At 41.7% G+C, this 19,570-nt stretch carries 17 protein-coding genes; 4 read left to right on the forward strand and 13 right to left on the reverse strand.

What is annotated here, in order from left to right; translation table 11 throughout:
• The first annotated feature begins 145 nt into the window (after positions 1 to 145).
• Complete coding sequence (ilvC, locus tag VUI23_RS20815) at positions 146 to 1,630, forward strand: ketol-acid reductoisomerase (RefSeq protein ID WP_216047765.1); 1,485 nt, start codon at positions 146 to 148, stop codon at positions 1,628 to 1,630.
• A 651-nt stretch (positions 1,631 to 2,281) separates the two neighbouring features.
• A complete protein-coding gene (locus tag VUI23_RS20820) occupies positions 2,282 to 2,614 on the forward strand; it encodes a hypothetical protein (protein WP_008846084.1) in 333 nt (110 codons plus the stop codon).
• A gap of 56 nt (positions 2,615 to 2,670) precedes the next feature.
• Here VUI23_RS20820 and VUI23_RS20825 read toward each other — a convergent pair whose 3' ends face one another.
• The 4 genes from VUI23_RS20825 to VUI23_RS20840 all read right to left on the reverse strand — a co-directional run bounded on the left by VUI23_RS20825 (position 2,671) and on the right by VUI23_RS20840 (position 6,052).
• The gene (locus tag VUI23_RS20825) at positions 2,671 to 3,927 is read right to left on the reverse strand and encodes a multidrug effflux MFS transporter (protein WP_303500266.1); all 1,257 of its coding nucleotides are present in this window, start codon (positions 3,925 to 3,927) and stop codon (positions 2,671 to 2,673) included.
• A gap of 212 nt (positions 3,928 to 4,139) precedes the next feature.
• Complete coding sequence (gene can / locus VUI23_RS20830) at positions 4,140 to 4,730, reverse strand: carbonate dehydratase (RefSeq protein WP_216047763.1); 591 nt, start codon at positions 4,728 to 4,730, stop codon at positions 4,140 to 4,142.
• Positions 4,731 to 4,980: 250 nt separating this feature from the next.
• A complete protein-coding gene (locus tag VUI23_RS20835; RefSeq protein ID WP_216047762.1) occupies positions 4,981 to 5,562 on the reverse strand; it encodes a hypothetical protein in 582 nt (193 codons plus the stop codon).
• Complete coding sequence (locus VUI23_RS20840; protein ID WP_216047761.1) at positions 5,555 to 6,052, reverse strand: sigma-70 family RNA polymerase sigma factor; 498 nt, start codon at positions 6,050 to 6,052, stop codon at positions 5,555 to 5,557. The genes VUI23_RS20835 and VUI23_RS20840 overlap by 8 nt, the downstream gene beginning before the upstream one ends.
• Before the next feature lie 216 nt (positions 6,053 to 6,268).
• Here VUI23_RS20840 and VUI23_RS20845 point away from each other — a divergent pair, with 216 nt between their 5' ends.
• The gene (locus VUI23_RS20845) at positions 6,269 to 6,541 is read left to right on the forward strand and encodes a hypothetical protein (RefSeq protein ID WP_342805885.1); all 273 of its coding nucleotides are present in this window, start codon (positions 6,269 to 6,271) and stop codon (positions 6,539 to 6,541) included.
• A gap of 57 nt (positions 6,542 to 6,598) precedes the next feature.
• Here the strand turns inward: VUI23_RS20845 and VUI23_RS20850 are convergent, their stop codons facing one another.
• Entirely contained in the window at positions 6,599 to 7,510 is a 912-nt protein-coding gene (locus VUI23_RS20850; protein WP_216047759.1) for an EamA family transporter, read from the reverse strand.
• A gap of 117 nt (positions 7,511 to 7,627) precedes the next feature.
• On the opposite strand from VUI23_RS20850, the gene VUI23_RS20855 reads away from it, so the two are divergent.
• Complete coding sequence (locus VUI23_RS20855) at positions 7,628 to 9,112, forward strand: M20 family peptidase (RefSeq protein WP_342805887.1); 1,485 nt, start codon at positions 7,628 to 7,630, stop codon at positions 9,110 to 9,112.
• Positions 9,113 to 9,391: 279 nt separating this feature from the next.
• Here VUI23_RS20855 and VUI23_RS20860 read toward each other — a convergent pair whose 3' ends face one another.
• The 8 genes from VUI23_RS20860 to iadA all read right to left on the reverse strand — a co-directional run bounded on the left by VUI23_RS20860 (position 9,392) and on the right by iadA (position 19,570).
• A complete protein-coding gene (locus VUI23_RS20860) occupies positions 9,392 to 10,642 on the reverse strand; it encodes a glutamate-5-semialdehyde dehydrogenase (protein ID WP_216047757.1) in 1,251 nt (416 codons plus the stop codon).
• Positions 10,643 to 10,659: 17 nt separating this feature from the next.
• On the reverse strand, positions 10,660 to 11,757 hold the full coding sequence (gene proB / locus VUI23_RS20865; RefSeq protein ID WP_216047756.1) for a glutamate 5-kinase: 1,098 nt from the start codon (positions 11,755 to 11,757) through the stop codon (positions 10,660 to 10,662).
• A gap of 93 nt (positions 11,758 to 11,850) precedes the next feature.
• Positions 11,851 to 12,267, reverse strand: coding sequence for a hypothetical protein (locus VUI23_RS20870; protein ID WP_216047755.1), 417 nt, complete (start codon positions 12,265 to 12,267; stop codon positions 11,851 to 11,853).
• 112 nt (positions 12,268 to 12,379) lie between these two features.
• Positions 12,380 to 12,754: a TerB family tellurite resistance protein gene (locus VUI23_RS20875; RefSeq protein WP_216047754.1), complete on the reverse strand. Its 375-nt coding sequence runs from the start codon at positions 12,752 to 12,754 to the stop codon at positions 12,380 to 12,382.
• Between the two features lie 117 nt (positions 12,755 to 12,871).
• Positions 12,872 to 14,563, reverse strand: a complete 1,692-nt coding sequence (locus tag VUI23_RS20880; RefSeq protein ID WP_342805889.1) for a Mur ligase family protein — start codon at positions 14,561 to 14,563, stop codon at positions 12,872 to 12,874.
• Positions 14,563 to 17,379 carry a cyanophycin synthetase gene (gene cphA / locus VUI23_RS20885; RefSeq protein WP_216047752.1) on the reverse strand — a complete coding sequence of 939 codons (2,817 nt, stop codon included), beginning with the start codon at positions 17,377 to 17,379 and terminating at the stop codon, positions 14,563 to 14,565. Before cphA ends, VUI23_RS20880 begins: the two co-directional genes overlap by 1 nt.
• Positions 17,380 to 17,582: 203 nt before the next feature.
• On the reverse strand, positions 17,583 to 18,398 hold the full coding sequence (locus tag VUI23_RS20890; protein WP_216047751.1) for a cyanophycinase: 816 nt from the start codon (positions 18,396 to 18,398) through the stop codon (positions 17,583 to 17,585).
• A 2-nt stretch (positions 18,399 to 18,400) separates the two neighbouring features.
• Positions 18,401 to 19,570 (reverse strand): beta-aspartyl-peptidase, encoded by a 1,170-nt coding sequence (gene iadA, locus VUI23_RS20895; RefSeq protein WP_342805890.1) that lies wholly within the window; start codon positions 19,568 to 19,570, stop codon positions 18,401 to 18,403.

A 19,570-nucleotide genomic window follows, 5' to 3' on the forward strand; every position in this document is an offset into this window, starting at 1 on the left:
CATTTTATTCAACAGAGCGTAAGCAGTAGACTCTGTTCATCACAAGTCGTCACTGACTCGATAGAAGAATTAAACACATATTTCCGTTCACTAATTATCAACGGTAATGAATATTTTTATAAGTTGAAAAGACAGTAGGTACACAATGGCAAATTACTTCAATACATTATCTCTGCGTCAGCAGTTAGACCAATTAGGTCGTTGTAGATTCATGCAAAAAAGTGAGTTTGCTTCAGGTTGCGACGCGCTTAAAGGACAAAAAATTGTCATCGTTGGATGTGGTGCTCAAGGTTTAAACCAAGGTTTGAACATGCGTGATTCTGGTTTGAACATATCTTATGCATTGCGTCAGGCTGCAATTGATGAAAAACGTGATTCATACCAACGCGCTACCAGTAATGGTTTTGAAGTGGGTACTTATCAGCAATTGATCCCAGAAGCAGATGTTGTTTACAACCTAACACCTGATAAACAGCATTCAAGTGTTGTTGAAGCTGTTATGCCACTTATGAAGGATGGCGCAACACTCGGTTACTCTCACGGATTCAATATTGTTGAAGAAGGTCAACAAATCCGCTCTGATATTACAGTGGTAATGTGTGCACCTAAATGTCCGGGTACTGAGGTACGTGAAGAATATAAGCGTGGTTTTGGTGTACCAACACTGATTGCTGTGCATCCTGAGAACGACCCTCAAAACAAAGGCTGGGATATCGCCAAAGCATTAGCTTCTGCTACAGGTGGAGATCGTGCCGGTGTTCTAGAATCATCTTTTGTTGCCGAAGTTAAATCTGACCTAATGGGTGAGCAAACAATTTTGTGTGGAATGCAGCAAACAGCTGCGATTCTTGCCTATGAAAAAATGACTGCCGACGGTATGGATCCAGCCTACGCTGGTGCACTAATTCAATTCGGATTAGAAACCATTACCGAAGCACTTAAGATTGGTGGTGTAACCAATATGATGGATCGCTTAAGCAATCCAGCTAAGTTGAAAGCATTTGAGTTATCAAATCAATTAACTGCAATGTTACGTCCACTTTTCGAGAAGCACCAAGATGACATCATCAGTGGAGAGTTCTCCAAAACGATGATGGAAGATTGGGCAAATGGAGACGCAAATCTTCTTAAATGGCGCGAAGAAACGGGCCAGAGTGCGTTCGAGAATGCACCTGAGTACTCAGGAAAGATTGATGAGCAAACTTTCTTTGATAAAGGCATCTTTATAGTTGCCATGATCAAATCAGGCGTTGAACTAGCATTTGATGTAATGGTCGAAGCAGGAATACTACCTGAATCAGCTTATTATGAGTCGTTACATGAAACACCGCTTATCTCAAATACAATTGCTCGTAAGCGCTTGTATGAAATGAACGTAGTTATTTCCGATACAGCTGAATACGGCAACTATTTGTTCGCCAATGCTGCAGTTCCACTATTGCGTGAAAAATTGATGTCAACTATCTCATCAGAGTTAGTCGGTAAAGGTCTAAGTAACACTTCAAATAGTGTCGACAACAAAGCATTAGTTGAAGCAAACAAAGCTATTCGTTCAAGTGGAGTTGAAGCCATAGGTGAGACTTTACGTGGATATATGACAGATATGAAAGCAATTGTTGATGTTGCCTAATTCATAGTGTCATGACAGTACCAGTTTCTGTCGTTAGGTGCTTAAAACTAAGCCCTTTTTGCCCGGTCATTTGACCGGGCTTTTTCTATTTTGAAGAGTCGATAAGCTTAGTGTGAGTAATTACCTACTACTGATTAAGAATGTATATAATTTAAAAATATGTGATTTCTTTGTTTTATACTTGATGATATTTTAATCTATCGTAATAATGTGAGAAAATTATTATCCTTAAATATTTAAGAATTGTTTTGAACAATAAAAAATCCAGTTTTTTTGGCAAAAATAGTGAAATTAGGCTGGAAAAGTAACTAAAAGTCGTATTAACTCTACGTCTTGATCAAAAAGATCGAACTTCTTTTAGCAATAAAAGCAGATAATAATAAATAGTCGCTAAAGCGATACAATAATAAAAACTAAAGTTAAAATATTTAATTTATTGATTTACATAAAATAAGCCGTAATTTGTAACCTTAAGTTGAATCATAAATTGATTCGAAGACACTTTTTAGTCTCTGATCAGAAACAAAATATTTAATTGAATTTTCCCGAGGCGTTATATATCGGGCTTTTAATCATTGGCCTTTTTTTTGCATTTGATGCAGGAAAATAGCGGTATCATAATAATAAAACATGTTCTAAGTGGAGAGCACTATGAATTCATCAATATCAAGATTCACTCAAATGGGCGACTGGATCTTCGAAGTGAAAATGGTTAGAGCACTTCGCGTAAAAAAGTATGGAGAGCCTTACACTGCTTTAGCGACATTGACAGCGAATGGGGAGTCAATGTACATAGATAGTCAACTTACCCGAGAGAATGATGACTTTTCCCGAAAAGACTTTCTAACATTTTATAAATTCTGCCAAGCCTTAGAAATGAAAAATGTAATTTATGATAAAGTCAAAAACGGCGTAAGACATCCTCGAGTCGTAGATATAGTCGAAAACGTCAAACCCTCTCCAATAGTGCGTCTAGTCAAATAATTCCAACCTATCAAAAGTAACAAAATAGAAAACAGTTAGATTGAATGTAGCATTATCTATTTTGTTATTTTACGGGTATTACAAACTGGTGCTTGCTCAGCACCAGTTCCGGCAAATCGGAAGCAAATCAACGTAATCAAACCAAACACCATAAAGCCAATTGCTATGGGCGTAATGTCAGTTTTAACAAAACTGCCAATAAACATAGCAACGGGAACGGCAAATGCACTGCTAAGTGAACCTGTAATCGCTGCTCCTAAGCCCGCCACATGCCCTAATGGCATCATCGCCAGTGAATTAAGATTGCCAAACAGAACACCAATAAAGAAGAAATTAATAAACATAATTACGATAGTGACCAACAAAGGTGGCAGACCTTGATAGTGTAAAGTGGCAAGCACAAAAATCGTCGACATTACAATCGTCCCGTAAATCGCTAGGGTGCAAAGTTTACGCATTCCCATTGTCATCACTAAAGTACCGTTAATAAATGATGCAATGCCGATTGAGAAAGCCAGTACAGCGAAAATCAGGGGGAACATATCCCCTTGTGAGTAAAAATCTTCAAAGATGGTCTGAGACGCACTCAGATAAGCTAGGAACGATCCAAAAATACAGCCCATAGACAAGGTGTACATCATCACAGCTCGGTGAGTCAGAACATACTTACTTGATGCCCATAAGTCGGAAAATGCAAACGGCTTTCGTTTTGATTTAGGTAAGGTTTCAGGTTGACGACTGAAAAACCATATCGCCAAACCAAAACCGATAATCAAGAATGAAATAAATATTTCGCGCCAAGATGCGAAAATCAATATTGCTTTACCGAATGCCGGTGCAATCATTGGAACCAAGATAAATACCATCATGATAAACGACATCACTCTGGCCATGGCTTCGCCTTCAAATTGATCTCGAATTAGTGCAATACTGGCGATTCTGGGCCCAGAAACACCAAATGCTTGAATCACTCGGCCAAGCAACAACATTTCCATTGATTGCGAAAACAAACAAATTACCGTACCCAAAGCAAAAACGATCAAACCGGAAAGAATCGCCGCTCTTCGACCCTTGGTATCGGAGTAGGGACCATAATAGAGTTGCCCAAACGCCATTCCCAAAAAGAAGATGGAAATAATCATGTGAGTGTATTGCGGACTTTCACTGCCTAAATCACTGCCAATTTGATTGAGTGCTGGCAGCATGGCATCGATACTCAAAGCAACAATCGATGTCATAAATGCCATTAGGGTAACAAACTCAAACAATCCAAGTTTAGGTTTAGAGTGTTCGACAATCTCTTCAGTGGTCATTAGTACAATTAAATCCTTTTTGTAAAGAAGCTACATACAAAATTGTAGATAGACAGTTACAGATAGAGTTATGAGTGAAATTATATAGGAATAGTAGTTTCAATTTGAAGGCAAACGCTATAACCCAGATTAAAATCGTATTATAGCGTTCACATTTCCAATTGGTACTTGCTAAAAGTCATGGATAAAATAATTCATTTGTGAAGCAACGATTAATCTACGCTCAAATCCGTTACCAAACCATTTTTAAGGCTATAAACCCAACTGTGAATCTTTAATTTCTGTCCCCGGGCAAGGGCATCTCTTATAATTGAGTTACGCTTAACATTTTCAGTCTGTTCAAGCACATTGATTTCACAGAGTCGCGCCGATTTGGCAGCACCACTTAGTTTACTTAACTCTTTTTCATGTTTGCTGGCGATATCCCGAATGTGTCCCAACCAGTTGTCTACCAAGCTTAAATTTAGAGGCTCTTTTTGAATTGCCGCATCAATACCGCCACAACCGTAATGACCACACACAATGACGTGTTCAACTTTCAACACATCAATGGCGAACTGCAAAACCGAAAGACAGTTAAAATCAGTGTGCACAACTAGGTTAGCCACATTGCGATGCACAAAAACTTCGCCTGGGGGTAAGTCGACTATCTGATTTGCAGGGACTCGACTATCAGAACAGCCAATCCATAAAAATTTGGGATTTTGTTGTTGCGCCAATGACTCAAAAAAATGCGGCGTGACCTTTGTGGTCCTTTCCGACCACTTGCGATTATTTTCTAACAGCTGTTCGATTTCATTCATGGGAATTTACCTATAACTCAAGGTTACGCCATGATACAAAAAGCAACGCAGATCGCCTAGGAAAATAATCCGATAATGACGTTCTAAAGTTTATGATTTTTCACAACTTATAGGTAATCAAAGGATTTAACAGATGATTAGCAAAGGGGCTCTTGTCAGCGCCGTTCGACTAGACAATTGCATCAATGAATCACTTTTAGCATATTGATCTTAAGGTTAACCAAGGAAGGGTAAGATTAAATCAATTCCCTCAATGATTCGTCCATTGAGATTCAAACTCAACCAACAGACGTTTAAACTTAAGCTCTCTTTTGTGCATCCATACCCATATCAATGGCATACAAACAAGGTTCAGAATCAGCATTAACTTTGCTTTTCGCAGTAATTCTTGTTGATCAACGAAATCGCCAAAATACGCGATTAGCAAATAACTTATAAAGAACAATGGCGTGAAGTAACAAAGTACTTTGTTGACGTAAGCAATTTTAATATTTTGCCGATATTGCAGTTTTACCCGCTCAATAAACTCTGAGGTTGTTGCAGATTCAGATTTAAAGCCCAGAGAGAAGCGTCGCAGCCATACAAGATAAAAGAACCAAACAAAAATAAATAGAAAGATACTCCAAATCCAAATTGTTTCGAAGGTAGACATTTTTCTGGGAAAAAAGAAGAACGCGATTGGCACAGCGATTGTCGCCAGCGCATCCATTAAAATATACAGATATTGCTTCATTCTCATCAACCACCACTGTCGTTTTAGTGATTGCGTGTCGACTTTAACCACATCTTGTTGCTGCCAGATTTTGTCTAAATCAAAGTCGTCATTATTCATGATTGATTGTCTCCATTAAGGATTTTTTGGCGCGATTGAGAATAACCCCCACATTGACTGGACTTATGCCACATACCTCAGCAATTTCTTGGTACCCCAACCCCTCCATTGACATTGTGACTATTTGCCTTGATTGCATGGGTAATTTGCGTACGGCCTTGAGCAATAAAGTGACTTTGGATTGCTCGGCTAATTGGGATTCAGGAGAGGTGTTATTGGTAGAATGGGGGCTTTCGATCTCACAATAACTTTCACTAAAGGGTTGTTTAGCGTGATAAGCAACGTGGGTTACCGCTTTATTGTGAGCAACACGTAATATGTAGGTTTTAAGGCTGCTATTTCCCTTAAAGGCTTTCAAGGATTGCCACACCGCTAAGCTGATTTCTTGCAATAACTCTTGTTGCAAGTGTTGGTTGGCCTCATAGCTTGATGCGACTCGGCTCAGTAGCGGCCCATATTCAGCAACAATGGCATTAAAATCCTTGCTCAACGGTAATTCCTGCAACCTAAATATTTAAAAACTAATGTATTAGTGTGTCGCTTTCAAAAAATATTACAAATATCTGTAATGTTTTTTAAAAGCCCAAGACTAAAACATTAAACGGTGAATAAAACAGCGTTAAAATGTTAGCCAAAGCGATGGAAGTTTACATATCGCAACGGTCAAACTGAACAAATCATTACCCACTAATAATAGGAAAAGAACATGAGCGGATTAACAATCACATTGCTGGTCTTAGGCAGTATAACCTTATATATAGCTGCGGCTTGGTTAGATACCAAACATAACTGGAAACTCATTGATTGGTTCAATGGAGATACACAAAATCCATTTAAAACCTCAAAAGAACAGCAATTTAAAACAACTATCAACCATAAAGATCAAGAAATTAAAGACTTAAAAGAACGTATACAAGTGCTCGAAAAAATCGTCACAGAGCCCGCCTATGAGCTCAATAAAAAGATTAATTCCCTTTGAAAACACAAATACCTGCGCAGTTCATCTTGTTAGTGGCTGCGCTATGTTTGTTTATGCCTAATCTTTAATCTGACGAGCCTTAAATGCGGCTATGCTCAGCGGCACTTTCCCCATGGCTATGGCGTTCCCCAGTAACACCACAAGTACACCAATCAAAGCAGGCAATCGCCACTGATAGCCTTCAAATAAAGTGGAAATAAACAACGCGACCAAAGGATACATTAACACCACATAAGCGGCCTTATCTGAGCCAATTTGCTGTACCAGCTTCATATATGCTCCAAATGCTAAGACTGAGCCGAACACCGCTAGAAATAAAAGCGAAAGGTAATAATCAACTGAGCTAGGAAAGACTAATTCAGCGCCATTTAAAAAAGCGTAGCCATACAAAAACACCAACGCATAAGTCATTGCCCAAAAATTCATTTGCAGTACTGGGGTGCCATGGTCAAGTATGCGTTCCGAAATCACGTTACCAAATGCAGCGCAAACAAAGGCAATACAAGCCAGAGTAATCCCAAGGGATAAAAACATATGAGTCTGTGCATGTTCAAATTGCGGCACAAAAATCATCGCCATTCCCAGCAAGCCAAAAGTTGCGCCAAGCACTACCTCTAAACGTATTGGCTTTTTTAAAAATAGACGACGCATAATGACATTAATATAAATAATGCATGAACTCATAAGCGCAACCACTGCGCTCACTAAATATTTCTGACTTTCATATAAAAAGCTGTAGTCGAGGGTGTAAAGGCTTAATCCCACTGCGGCCATCTTTATATGGATATGCATGGGTAATTTCAGTGACAGCTTTTTAAACCAACACACACACCCAAGTAAAATGGAAGCGATAGTAAATCGATACGCGACCGACAATACAGGGTCTACTTCACCTAATTGAAAGGTAATTGCTATCCAAGTTGAGCCCCAAATTAAAGTGCAGCTAATAAAAAGTTGAATATTTGACACTCAAAGGCTCTCATGCAAAATGACTAGGTAGGCATAGTAGCAAAACGTTTTAAAAGCGACTAATAAAGAGTATTCTGTTTAGAAATATTGTTTAAATTGACAAAGGGAATTGAAAAAATGAAAAAGTTGTTAGGTTTGTTAGTATTACTTTTAGTAATCCTCGCTGTGACTTTATGGATTCGTTCAGAAACTGTATTTGAAGATAACCAACTACAAATTAAACAATCGAAACAAGAGTTACCCTTAGATACAGATGCCGCTGTTGCGAGATTTGCCAAAGGCATCCAAATAAAAACAATATCCCACGACGATCCAGCACAATTTAATCCTCAGCCTTTCATTGAATTTAGGCAGCACATCAAACAAAGTTACCCACTTGTGCATCAAGCTTCCCAACAAAAAACATTTAGTGAACATAGCCTGTTATATTATTTTCCTGGCACAGACAACTCTCTCAAACCAGCTCTATTTATGGGCCATATGGATGTAGTTCCAGTAGACGATGCAACCCTAGATAAATGGCAACAACCGCCTTTTAGCGGCGCAGTAGTGGACGATATTATATGGGGAAGAGGCACCATAGACGACAAAGTAACGGTATTTGCGTTGCTGGAATCAATTGAACTGTTATTGCAACAAAATAAGCCTTTTAAACGAGGGATCTATTTAGCATTTGGTCATGATGAAGAAATAGGTGGCAGTCAAGGCGCTGTAAAAGTTGCAGAATATTTACAACAACAAGGTGTAGAGTTTGAATTTGTGTTAGATGAAGGGGGCGCCATTACCGACGGTATCATGCCGGGCATAGAACAACCTGTAGCAATTGTTGGCGTTGCCGAAAAGGGATTTGTAAACCTCAGACTAACCGTCAATTCCGAAGGTGGGCATTCTTCGCAACCACCAGAACACACAGCGTTAGGTATATTGAGTGAAGCCATTGTCAAAGTAGAAAATGCCCAATTTGATACCGATTTAACATTTAGCAAAATGACCTTTGATGCGGTTGCTACGCACGCACCACTGAGCAGTCGTTTACCTATGGCTAATTTGTGGTTATTAGAACCTGTTGTAAGCAATGTAATGCTAAAAACACCATCAAGTGCCGCAAGCATCCGCACAACTATTGCAGCAACCATGGCCAGCGGCAGCTCCAAATCTAATATTCTGCCCTCTCAAGCGTCAGCAGTGATTAATTTTCGAATCCTGCCTGGAGATAGCATTGAAAGTGTTAAACAACATGTTATCAGTGCCATTGATGACGAACGCGTATTGATTAGCGACTTTATGGGCATTAACCCTTCAGGGGTTTCACCCACAGATAGCGTTGGTTTTAAGTTAATCGAAAAGCATATACGTCAGCTCGATAACGATGTACTAGTGGCGCCCTATTTAGTCGTTGGCGGTACAGACTCACGCTATTTCACAAGTCTGTCAGATAACGTTTATCGTTTTATGATGGTGCGCTTAAATCCAGAAGGTTTAACACGCTTTCACGGCATAAATGAACAACTACCAGTGCAAGATTATCTCAATGCGATTAGTTTTTTCCATGCAATGCTGCAAGAAACCAGTGGCATCGAAATGCCGCAAAGTAGCCATTAAGAGTAAGCCAAGGCTATAAATAGGAATAGACTAAATAGAAAAGCGGCGCGCAAATTAACCACCCTACAAAAGTGCATTTGAAAAAGCCATCACACGGCGCATCAAAGGTAAAAGAAGTGGGTTGCTGCCGCGTTTCAGGGAAAGGTTTTAGCAGTCGATAGAGTTTGAAGAACCCCAATCCTACTAGGATTGGGACCACTACAATGGCAATAATGAATAGCACAAACATCCAAGTTTCAGGTGAGTTCCTGTGCATGCTAGATACTCAAAAACGCAATATTAACCGCGGATTTCACCGTCACCATAAACCACAAACTTTTCAGTGGTTAAGGATTCGGCCCCCATTGGTCCGTAGGCATGCAATTTACTGGTAGAAATACCAATTTCCGCGCCTAAACCTAATTCACCCCCATCTGAAAAGCGTGAAGACGCATTGGCCATAACAACAGCAGAATCGACAATCCGAATAAACTCATTGGCCGCAGAATAATCTTGGGTCACTATCACTTCAGTGTGCCCAGAACCGTATAAACCTATATGCTCAATCGCTTTATCAAAATCTTCCACTACGCGCACTGCAATCTCCAGCGCTAAATACTCGGCATGCCAATCATCCACAGTGGCTGCTTCGGCATCTTTAAAATAACCGATGCTATTTTCACAGGCATGCACTTTCACTTTATGCTCAGACAACATTTTGGCGGCCATTGGTAAAAAGGTGTCGGCGACAGATTGGTGCACCAGTAAGGTTTCTAGGGAATTACACACGCTAGTGCGCTGGGTTTTGCCATTTTCGAGAAGCGATAAACCTTTGTTTAAATCTGCTTGTTTATCAATATATAAATGACAAACACCTTTAAAGTGTTGAATAACCGGAATACGACTATTTTCAGTAACAAAACGGATTAAACCTTCTCCGCCTCGGGGAATAATCAAATCGATAGAATCATTTAACGTCATCAATTCATTCATTACACTGCGGTCGGTATTGGGGACAACCACCACCACATTCGGGTCTAATTGATGTTTTTCTAACGCCACCTGAATGCATTTTGCCAATGCCAGATTTGAATGAATCGCTTCTTTACCACCACGCAATATCACCCCATTACCGGCCTTAAGACACAATGCCGCGGCATCAATTGTCACATTCGGACGAGACTCATAAATCATTGCTATTACACCCAAAGGGATACGCATTTTACCGACGCGAATTCCACTTGGACGTTGTTGGACATGGCTAATTTCCCCCACAGGATCAGCTTGTTGAACGATTTCAAGTACCGCGCTGCGAATGGCTTCCAGCCGCTCTTCGGTTAAGCGTAAGCGATCTTGCATAGATGCATCGATTTGATTTTCCTGGGCTGCATCCAGATCTTTTTGGTTAGCACTTAAAATCTGCTCTTTTTGCACAATCAGTTGATCGGCTATTTCTGTCAGCAGGGCATTTTTTGCCTGACTTCCTAAAGACGAATAAGCTCGTGCTGCTTTTTTTGCTGCCACTGCTGCTGCAGCGATTGAAAATGTCATATAAATTTACTCACTTTTTATAACAGAACCATATCATCTCTGTGCACCACAGCTTCGCCAAAAGTGTAACCTAGAACACTTTCGATTTTGCTGCTTCGCATCCCTTTTATACTGTTCAAATCAGATGAATTATACAATGCCAAACCCTTGGCAAGTGCGTTATTTTGATACTCGATGGTTACTGCATCGCCGGAACTGAACTGACCAATCACGTCGACGATGCCACTAGGCAACAAGGAAGCTCCTTTGTTAAGAATGGCCGTTTTAGCGCCCGAGTCAATGACAATTTTGCCACCACTTTTTAAGGTATGTTTTAACCATTGACGCCGCGCATTTTCCCGACTTGCAACAGGAATAAAACGTGTACCTTGGATCTTTCCGTCTAATAGTTGATCAAACACTTCGCCTTTTTGACCGTTAACTATTAGGGTTTGAATACCACTTTGTGTGCACTTTTGAGCAGCCTGGAGTTTGGTTATCATTCCACCTGTGCCCATTTTTGTGCCCGCGCCACCAGCTAAAGCAAACGTATTATCATCGATACAAGGTACTTCTGATATCAATTTAGCATCAGGGTTTGCACGGGGATCTTGATCATATAGGCCGTCAACGTCTGAACAGATAATCAAAGTGTCAGCTTGGGCGATAAGTGCTGTATAAGCCCCTAAATTATCGTTATCACCTACTTTGAGCTCATTCACTGCCACTGTGTCATTTTCGTTCACAATTGGCAAAGCTTGATGATTCAACAGCTCGCGTAATGTATTTTTTATATTTACATAGCGAGTTCGGCTATGTAAGTCGTCGTAAGTTAACAATAACTGGGCACAGGGAAAATCAAAAAAGCGCGACCAGTTAGACATCATCTGCATTTGCCCGATGGATGCCATTGCCTGTTTTTCAGCAATAGACGGGGGATGATGAATAGGAATACTGCCGCGACCAGCAGCAACACTGCCAGAAGAAACCAAAATAACTTCTTTGCCCTGTTCTCGGCTTGCGGTAATAAAACGCGCGATTGCCAATAAATAACGTCCACTGCAATGCTGACCATCAGGCGCAATCAATGCGCTACCGACTTTTATAACAGCACGCTGCCACTCAAACTCATGCATCAGTTTTCTCTACTTAAATAATTATTCGTAGATTACGACAATTCACAAACTAAACAAGGCATTGGGGTTATAAGTTATGGAAAAATAGGAGGGTTAATCTTTAGCAGCCTTAGCTAACTGTTGTTTTAACCAAATTTCTGCGGTATCAACATCATCAAAAAACTCATAATGTTCCCCAGCGTTTTGATAAATCTCACCAATATGTTGTTTGGCGAAATTGGGGGAATCACAATCATTAACTAAAATTGCAGTGGCGATTCTATTCCGCTGCTTTTCAGCTCGTACAATCTCCGATAAGCGTTGCCCTGCGGCGTGCACATAGATACATTCGCCGTGCATAATGACAAGAACCGCCCAAGGTTCCTGAGCAAGCAGTTCGATCATTGGATCAGCTTCCTCACCAGATTCATCTAGTGATTCAAGATTCCAAGGACCAGTTCCCTCTAGTCGTAAGATTCGATCTTTGACGAACAAATCTAACGTACCGTGGGCCTCAAACATTCTATGCACAATTACGCCTATGCGGTTAATTTTATACCCGTTAGTCGAGTATATTTATTTTTTACCATTGATGCCAACATTTTAAGGATATACCTAATATCTCGATTAACTACTCTGACCTTTAATTAATATCGTTTTTATCCAAAAATTTGGCTAATACTCTCAGTTTAAGATAATCAAGAATCTCTTGTTCCTGATCTGCAATTTCACCATCGATAAGGCATATACCTTGAGCGAGCGCTAAGGCCTTTTTAGCATTAAAGGATAAGGGGTCCTTCAATGACATAACAAATTGTTTTGCTTCGCCATTTTCTACGACCTCTCTGACTTGATGAATGGATTGGCGCTGGAACTCTTCCATATCCTCCTCACCTTGCCAGTTAATGTGGTGAAATATAGAGTCGTAATAATCTTGTTCAGATAGGGTGATTTTGCCATCTATACGATAGAGCAACATACACAACTTTAATAACGCTTCATTGAAAGACTGTTCCATTTCAACTTTTACTCCAATTCATAATAAGAGTTTAATCTGCACTATTAAGAGAAGTGCACTTATGAGTAGAAGATGAAATGGGGACTAAATCTGTTTTTCCAATTCAGTTGAAAACTGTTAACGAGTATTTTTCTGCAGTAATTGATCTATCTGTTCACGTTGGTCAAGACAAAACAACACAACCACATCACCAGGTGATGACATCTGCAGTGCCAGTTTAGCCCCAGCCAAAGGTGAATCAACGCAGTCAATTATTGATTCATCAACACCTTTTTGCTGCAAATGTTTAGCAACGAGATCGAGCAGCTCTTTTGGTTGCCTGCCCCGTAAATATCGTTCTAATTCTGCGACTATGTAACGGTCGGCCTGCAATTTATAAATTTCATCGCTAAGCTCTTTAATATCCGCATCAGCTCTATCGCCAGCGTTACTGAACATAACAATATAGCGCTTTGCAGGGATGTGTTTTGCCGTGTTAATCATGGCTTTAACACTATGCGCATTATGCGCAAAATCGACCATTACTGTTGAGCCGTTATATGTATATAAATTGCCCCGTCCAGGATTATCCTTGGCTGAGCTACCAAAGCGCATTAAACCTTGCTTGATGGCTTGCAGTGGAATGTGTAAAGCCATACTCAGACCAATCACCCCCAAGGCGTTTTGGATATTGTGCTGAGCAGCCCCTTGCATAGTCATTGGAATCGACTTTACCTCTGCGATAGGGACAGGCGTTCCATCGGCTTGCATATACACAAATTGCTCATTATCGACAAATACACAAGGCAAACCAGCCTGCTGACTTTGCAGAATCAGAGGGTGTTTTGCATCTTCACTGAACCAACAAATTCGACAACTAACCTGCTTAGCTTGCTGAACCACCAATTTATTATCAGCATTGAGAACTAAAGTCCCGGAATTATCTAAGCCTTTCGCCACCACAAACTTTACTTCGGCCAATTCTTCAACCGTATTAATACCGTATTGTCCAAGATGGTCACTGGCAACATTGGTAATAAGCGCGGCATCCACATTATCGATTGGGATCCCGCGGCGTAAAATACCGCCCCTAGCTACTTCTAAAAAGGCCATCTCAGTGCGTTTGTCTCGCAACAGCATTCTTGCTCCACCAGGGCCCGAATAATCACCTTTATCAATAATTTCATCACCCACTTTGATAAAGTCAGTGGAAGTCACACCGGCACAAATTCCCGCCGCTTTAGCGATCTCGCTAGCCAATCGTACACTCGTTGATTTGCCATTGGTGCCGGTGATAAATGCACGGGGAATATCTTTGTATTGTTGCCAATCCAACGCTGCGCTTTGCGGCAGTTCAGCAATCGGCCAAACGTCAACCGTTGGCCCAGTGCCTAGACTAAATTCGTCGTCATCACTAATAGCAGTAACATTATGAGCATGGGCTTGAGCCATGAGATTTAACAACTCAGAATTTTGCTCCTGATTAAGCGTAATTTGCAATTGTTTAACTCGACTAGGCAAATCAATTTCTGGTTGCTGACAAAGTTGTGAAACGGTTAACTCCCAAGCAAGCTCAGCTAGGTCACATGCAGTATAAAGTGCATCCATAGGGGCGCTAAGTGCCATACTCGCACCGCCGCTGTAAAACCGAAATGTATAGGTCTGCTGCCAGTTTATTTGCGGCAACAACTTATCGACCCAACTCTGCCAAGTGTTGATAACAAGATGACTATCAATGTCGTCGATAAAAACGTCTAAGATAGCCCCAGGTTTATCCCACAATAAGTTGGGACCGGTCAGTCGTCTGACTTCATCTAGCTCTAAACGCATTAATCTGAATCTTCATCACGTTCAACGACTAAGCGCACACCTCTTTCATCTTGAACGAGGGTTTGACCAGCATCGAGTTCAAATTTGTGTTCGACAGGTTCAAACAGTTTTTCCGGATAGTCACGCGAGGGCACTTCATCTTTTTGGGTCAAGTCACGATCCGCTTGGAAATGCACAATTTGTTTCCAGCAACGGGTAATGTTGTCGCCAAGAATAATCAACAAATCGCCTTTTTGACAATCCGCTAAAGCCTTATCGATAGCGTCTTTTTCAGACGGAATCACTTGTATATCGTCGTCAGACAATCCCTGTTCTAAATAGGTTTTGCGCAACAACTCTGGTATTTCATCATGACCTCGGCCACGACGATCATCGTCCGCTTTACAAACGATAGCATCGAAACCTTTGGCTGTAATAGTGGCCGCTTCAATCACGTCTTCATCCCGTCTATCACCCGGCATTGCAATAACCAATCGACGTTTTCCGGTGACATCTAAGCGCATCGCTAAATCGGTGATAGTTTGAATCGCCGCAGGATTGTGCGCGTAGTCCAAAATCACTTTAAACGGATGTTCGTCATAAATATTGAGACGGCCAGGCGCTTGATAGAATGAGGTATTGAAGATACGTAACCCTTGGCGAATATCTTCCAGTGAAGTGTTAAAACAATATGCCATTGCAGTCGCGAACATAGCATTTTGCACGTTATGCATTGCTTTGCCTTCAATGGTCGCAGGAATAAGGTGAGTCCATAACAGCGGGATATGTGAGCCCTTATCGTAAATGGTGATCATGTCACCATTAATACCTTTTTCCAAAACCACAGCCAAACCACCACTGCGGATATGCTCCCGCACCAAACCGTGGCCAGAATCAGTGGTCACATAACAAATGCGCTTCGCGGTACAAAAGTCTGCCATTTCTAAACAGTGTCTATCATCTGCGTTAAGTACCACACAGTCTTTTGCCACTTCCACAACCACACGCTTAATCTGAGCAAGCTGCTCTAATGTGTCTATACCCCGCTGACCTAAGTGGTCTGCGCTGATATTCAAACAAGCACCCACATCACATTCGCTGTAACCAAGACCACGTTTGAGTATGCCCCCTCGCGCGGTTTCCATTATCGCGAAATCAACACTAGGGTCGCGCAACACAATTTGTGCTGAGGTGGGACCTGTCATATCCCCTTTTACGGTTAAATGACCGTCAATATACACCCCATCTGTCGAGGTCATTCCTGTGGTATAACCAACACTCTTCATTATGCTAGCTAACATGCGAGAAGTGGTGGTTTTACCGTTAGTTCCGGTAATTGCGGCAATTGGTATGCTTGAATGGGCACCAGGAGGAAACAACATATCCATCACTTTACCAGACACATCCCTAGGCGTGCCTTCACTAGGAGCAACATGCATTCTGAAGCCAGGCGCGGCGTTACATTCACAAATGCCACCGCCAATTTCTTTATATGACTTACTGATATCATCGGTAAGGAAATCAACACCACCAATATCTAAGCCGATGGCTTTTATCGCCCGTACTGCCATATCTCGGTTGTCTGGGTGCACAGAATCTGTGACATCGATGGCTGTGCCGCCGGTAGATAGATTTGCCGTTGAGCGTAAGTAAAATTCCTGCCCTTCTTGCAACACCGTATTTTTGTCATATCCGGCTTCCGCTAATAAACGTTCAGCTTGATTATCCAATTCTAATCGGGTCAAAACTTTTTCATGACCTATACCGCGACGGGGATCTTTGTTCACAATATCCACCAGCTCTTCAATCGTGCTGCTGCCATCTCCCACCACATGACCTGGAACCCGTTTAGCCACCGCCACTAACTCGTCATTCACCACCAACATACGGTGATCAAAACCAGTTAAATAACTTTCCACCAGCACTGCTCGGCTAGTACCAAATTTCTGGGCTTCATTAAATGCGGTTACCACTTCCTCATCGCTCGTGAGGTTGATGCTGACGCCTCTGCCATGATTAGCATTAAGCGGCTTAATCACCACTGGGAAACCAATTCGATTGGCCGCACGCACCGCTTGTCGTTCACTATAAATCATCAACTGTTGAGGTACAGGCAGACCTAAGTCATTTAAAAGATTGTGGGTGTCTTCTTTGTCGCAAGAAATTTCAACGGCGATATGTTTTGTTTCACTGGTGATAGTAGCTTGAATACGCTTTTGATATTTGCCGTGACCAAATTGCACTAAGCTGTAATTGTTTAAACGTAACCAAGGAATATCACGCTCTTCGGCAGCTTTAACCAAACTACCGGTACTAGGACCAAATTCTTTCTTCTGTGCCATACGCACGAAATCTTGAAGCTCTTGGCTGAAATCAAAATCATCATCAATATCGGCATCAATCGCAGACTGTACATTTTTAGGTAAAAGGTGAGTAAGTAGTCGCATACCCAAAGAGCCAGCCTCTAAACCAACGTCTTGTTGTTTGTATTGATACACAACGTTGTAGCAACCGGGTTTATCTAAACTACGAGTGCGACCAAAGCCCACAGGAGATCCCGCTAAGTTTTGTAACTCAAGGGCGACGTGTTCCCAAATATGTCCCATCCAAGTGCCTTCGTCATCGCGCAAACGACGGATAAAACCACCTTCTTCCTGGTAAGAACAACCGTGGCTGTGCAAACTTGGAATCGCATTGATTAAGCCATTGATGAAATCCTCACCTAATTTTACTGAAGGCCAATTCTCCAACTCGCCTAAATCGATTTGATATCGAATAACAGGAAAATTAGCGTAAACATTTGGGCCGACATAAACGTTTCTACTGAGGATCTTCATATATTTGGGCTTCCTTGTGTAAGTTGCTCTAAAACTATTAACAACACGCTAAACGTGAATCACATTGATGAAAGGAGAGTGAAAACAATACTACAAGTAACGGACTTAAGATAAGGATGTTTTAGCTTATAGAATTGTAGTAACTAGGCTATATAAAAACAGTGGTATTCGCCACTGTTTTTATATTCAGCATAAATGGAGGATTAAGCGAATGCTTGACGCGTACTTATATTGTAACGACTGCCCGATGCGAGGATATGCACCTTTAAATTAAGTAAGGTCAAAGCATCACCTCTGCGTGCTTCAGCCATTGACGAATATTCGATATCCGCAGGGTCAACAACGGTTATTGCACCACTGCCTACCACTGTAAATTCATTATTCTCATCAATAAATGCGGCGGTATCTTCGTCTAATCCAATACCCACTAAAAATGGATTATAGGAAACAGCACTTAGCAAACGCGATAAACGATTGCGTTCATTAAAGTGTTGATCCACCACTACCGTGTTGATCAAGCCCATACCAGGCGCTAAGTTCACCCCATCTTCAGTGGGCACAATACCAGTACTGCCACCGGTTATCATGTGTTGTGACACTATTGCCGCACCCGCAGAGGTCCCAGCTACATGCACACCTTTGGCATTAATTTGACGAATCGTCTTAGCAATGGGGGTACCACCTAATATGGTCGACAAACGCAATTGATTGCCGCCGGTGATAAACACAGCCGTGCATTTTAAAAGTTGTTCAACATAATCAGGGTTTTGCGCATCAGCGCGCTCGCGAATAGGTAATGAAATAGTTTTACCCGCACCTAGTTGGTGAAATAAGTTTTCATATCGTTCGCCGGTATCATCTAGTTGAGAAGCCGTTGGAATCACGCAGATCACTGCATCTGCACCCCCAGCGAGCTCAACAAATTTTGTCAGTATTTCAGGGTTATCTATTTTCTCTTCGGCGCCGCCGATGGGGATTACATAACCACGTTGCTGCCCTTCAATATTAGGAGACGGCATATTCAATCCTCAAACGTACCTTTTTTTACAAAAGATTTATCAAAAATGTGCCACACACCAAGTGCCATGACATGGCTGATGCGAGACGAATCGTCAAGTATAACAAGATCTGCGTCAAACCCAGCGTGTATCTTGCCTTTTTTATGAAAATTCATCAAAGAAGCTATATTTGAGGTAAAAAATGGCAGGCAGTCTTGCAGCGGCACACCATTATCGAGCAGTTCATATAGCACTTGGGTCATCGATTCTGAGTTGGCGAAGTCCATTTTGGTTAAATGTCCTTGTTTATCAAAACACGGTAAACAGCCACCGCCGTCAGAACTAATGGTGAGTTTGTCGTTGGGAAAGTCACTGGCGAGATATCGACTTAGCGCGTCCGCAGGTTCATAACCCTCACCATCGGTTTCAAATGCAGTTACGTCAATCCAACAACCTTGTTTGGTTAGCTCACAAGCCTCTTCAAACAAAAACCGCTGTCGATTTACATGGGTTGGATTAAATGTTCTGGCCGGTATTTCTGAGCCTGATAACGCTTCTCGTACCAAACTCAAGCCACGTTCGCCGTCACCTAAATGCAAATGCACAGTACCGGCCTTACCGGTCATTAATCTTGCCACATGGGCTTCAGAAGCGACTTTTAACAGTTCATTAAGGGTTGGTTGACTAGAGCGATGGTCGCTGATGGCTAATTCACCCACCGCCACTATGGGATCAACAAACACGATATCGGTTTTAATGGAACCGGTTAAGGTAGTGGGCGGTAAATGATAGCCCCCAGTGTAACAATAAGCAGATAAACCTTCCTCACGCAGACCGTACACCTGAGCAACCAAAGACTCAGTACTGCGCGTTGTATCATCAGTACCTAAGAGTCCAACGGCTGTAGTAACACCTGCACGGGTAAACTGGCTCAGAGGAACCGGTGGCACACGGGTGGCAAATCCAGCTTCACCGCCACCACCGGTAATGTGAGTGTGCGCATCTATTAAGCCTGGGATTACAGTCGCTCCTTGCAAATCGAGCTGCTGAACATCAAGTTGAGAATCAAGCTTAGGCTGGCTATCTAAAATCTGTAAAACTCGACCGCCTCCCACTAAAAGGTGCCGAATACCAAGAGCCTGCGGGGCGAAAATATTGGCATTTTTCAGTAGAATTAATGACTGCTTGTTCAA

The organism is Alteromonas sp. M12 (assembly GCF_037478005.1).
In the GTDB taxonomy this organism is placed as follows: domain Bacteria; phylum Pseudomonadota; class Gammaproteobacteria; order Enterobacterales; family Alteromonadaceae; genus Aliiglaciecola; species Aliiglaciecola lipolytica_A.